The sequence below is a fragment of the Nodularia sp. UHCC 0506 genome (assembly GCF_034931045.1).
In the GTDB taxonomy this organism is placed as follows: domain Bacteria; phylum Cyanobacteriota; class Cyanobacteriia; order Cyanobacteriales; family Nostocaceae; genus Nodularia.
The window spans coordinates 56,252-58,780 of record NZ_JAYGHH010000033.1; the positions used below are offsets into that span (position 1 = coordinate 56,252).

At 43.1% G+C, this 2,529-nt stretch carries 4 protein-coding genes; all 4 read left to right on the forward strand.

The features are described from left to right. Positions 1-396 precede the first annotated feature (396 nt). Complete coding sequence (locus tag VB654_RS17250; RefSeq protein ID WP_323215043.1) at positions 397-732, forward strand: hypothetical protein; 336 nt, start codon at positions 397-399, stop codon at positions 730-732. A 296-nt stretch (positions 733-1,028) separates the two neighbouring features. After that, positions 1,029-1,649: a site-specific integrase gene (locus tag VB654_RS17255; RefSeq protein ID WP_323215044.1), complete on the forward strand. Its 621-nt coding sequence runs from the start codon at positions 1,029-1,031 to the stop codon at positions 1,647-1,649. 247 nt (positions 1,650-1,896) lie between these two features. Next, complete coding sequence (locus tag VB654_RS17260; protein WP_323215045.1) at positions 1,897-2,121, forward strand: AbrB/MazE/SpoVT family DNA-binding domain-containing protein; 225 nt, start codon at positions 1,897-1,899, stop codon at positions 2,119-2,121. Beyond that, on the forward strand, positions 2,118-2,510 hold the full coding sequence (locus VB654_RS17265) for a type II toxin-antitoxin system death-on-curing family toxin (protein WP_323215046.1): 393 nt from the start codon (positions 2,118-2,120) through the stop codon (positions 2,508-2,510). The genes VB654_RS17260 and VB654_RS17265 overlap by 4 nt, the downstream gene beginning before the upstream one ends. Positions 2,511-2,529 lie beyond the last annotated feature (19 nt).

Below are 2,529 nucleotides of genomic sequence, written 5' to 3' on the forward strand. Positions count from 1 at the left end.
AATTGTTGGAGACAACGACACGCATTCATCAGTAAGTTAGACCTTGTAAAACAAAGGTACGAAGCCAACGTGTTGCTGTGGGGGTCTCTTGACGCTCTTTCCAATTTGTGGGCAGAGAGTATTGGTAAGAAAGAGTGTAGCAATAGTAGTAAAAGGATTATTTTTGATGCGTTTCTTGCGCGTTACGGTGGTGACGTATTTCAGCTTGTTTCACTACCAGACGTGTGGAGCCGAGTGGATCGGGGAGATACCTGGAAGGGGATAAAACTGCCTGAGAATGTAACTAGATTCTTAAGCGTAATTGGGAGGCGCAAAATTTGCTCCACTATATATACATACGAAGACGATTTGGGTATGGATGCGCGCACAACTCGCTCCATCTCAAACGATTTGAGCATGGACGATATCATCAATCAAACCCTTGCAAATTACCCTGAAATGACTTGTAGTGAGCTTGAGCAATGGCTCACTCTTTCCCGGTATGGTGCGATCGCCTACAAGGAATTCCGAAATGCCTACATCCATGAAGGGCGACCAGGCAAGAGAACGCACGACTGTAAGTTATACGGGTGGGCAGAAAAACCGACATATCAAAGCTGGGTGTATAGTACGCCCCCAATAATGGGCTTTAGTGTTGAATTTATGTTGGGTGTGTTCAAACGGTGCGTAGAAGAGTTTGAAGCTGAAGCATTAGCGTTGCAAGTAGACCCAGCGCCTCCGCCTTCTTACTAGTGATTGATGCTGTTAATTTAATTATTTGGGGATCTATTACGGCACGTACATTTGATATCACACACTGATAGCAACCATCTATTAACCGGGGGTGTAGAAGCCAGTATAGATAGTTGAGACGGCCGCAACGTGAGCAGATTCTATTGATGCGGATCATACCTGTAAATGGTCATCGCGCTGCAAGGATAAGCAAGTTTTATCAGCCAACGACAGAATGCGGGTTGTAGCGTGAGTGTTGTCGGGCTGATTCATAAGTCTGGGTTAATCGGGTGTCATCGTTAACGAAATATATACCTTTGAGCCGTTTACATTGTGTTTCTGCCAAATCACAATGTAAGCTAGAAGCTATGAAAATCAACCGTTTCGGGAAGGCAGAAATCCTCACCCCTGACCAAATAAATCTCCTCTTTAACGAGGGTTTTGTCAAGCCACGCGATCGCGCGCTTTTTGGCGTGTGCCTTTATGCGGCTTGCCGAATCAACGAAGCTTGCACTTTGGCGGTTCTAGATGTGTTTGGCAGTAATGGTGTTAGAGGTGTGTTGGTATTACGCAGTATTAATACCAAGGGCAAGCGGGATACTAGGGAAATTCAAGTGCATCCCAAGCTTAGGGAGTATTTAGAAGAGTACAACCCTAACCGCCGGAAGGAGTTCTTGTTTCCGGGGCGGCATGGTTTGGGACATATCCACAAGGTGAGTGCTGATAAAATTCTCAGGGATACTTGTCTGCGGCTGGGGATTGAGGGCGTGAGTACCCACAGTTTCAGGAGGACTGCGTTAACCCGAATGAGTGATGCGGGGATACCTTTGCGCCATATTCAGGAGATATCTGGACATCGGACTTTGACAGCTTTGGAGCGCTATCTGGGGGTAACTGAGAAGCAGAAGCAGAACGCTATCTCTGCTTTGGATTTTTGAATATTTCTATACTAGATTCTACACGGGAGGAATTATAACCGTGATTTAGCACTCAACGAATCGCACGCTCATTTCACCCCGTAACTGGCTATGACGATTTTTCTACACACTATCTACACCCCAGGCTTCTGAACGGGATTAAACGGTTTTAAGCATATATATTAGGGTTTTAAAGCCAAAAATTTTTAACCCGGTCAAAAAATGTGTTATTACAATAGTATTACTCTTATAAAGAGGCTATTGACTTATGTACACCTTAAAAATTCGTAAAATTGGGAATTCCTTGGGTGTAACATTGCCTAAAGAAGCTCTGCAAAAGCTTAGAGTTCAAGAAGGAGACAGTGTATTTGTCACGGAAACCCCTTCTGGTGTTCATGTGACTGCTTGTAATCCTGATTTTGAAAAAGCAATGTCAGCCTACAGAAAAGTCAGCACAAAATACAGAAATGCACTTCATGAGTTAGGGAAGTGAATCAATTTTTCTGGCTAGATGAAGCAATTGTTAGAGCTATGCACGAAGACCAATTAGCACAGCATGGCGGTCTTTCTGGTGTGCGAGATAACAATTTGTTTTTAGCTAGTTTAGATAGACCTCAAAACCTTCTAGCTTATGGTGAACCAACTCCTACCATATTTGATTTAGCTGCGGCTTATGGTTATGGGTTTGCAAAAAATCATGCTTTTATAGATGGTAATAAACGGGTAGCTTTCGTAGTGATGGCTACCTTTCTTGAATTAAATGGATATTCATTGAATGTTCCAGAAGCCGAAGTGGTTTTAATAATGGAACGGCTTGCAAATAGTGAAGAAACTCAAGAAACCCTATCCGCATGGCTTCAAGAAAATTCTATTGAACATTAATAAGTAAAGATTGTGATAA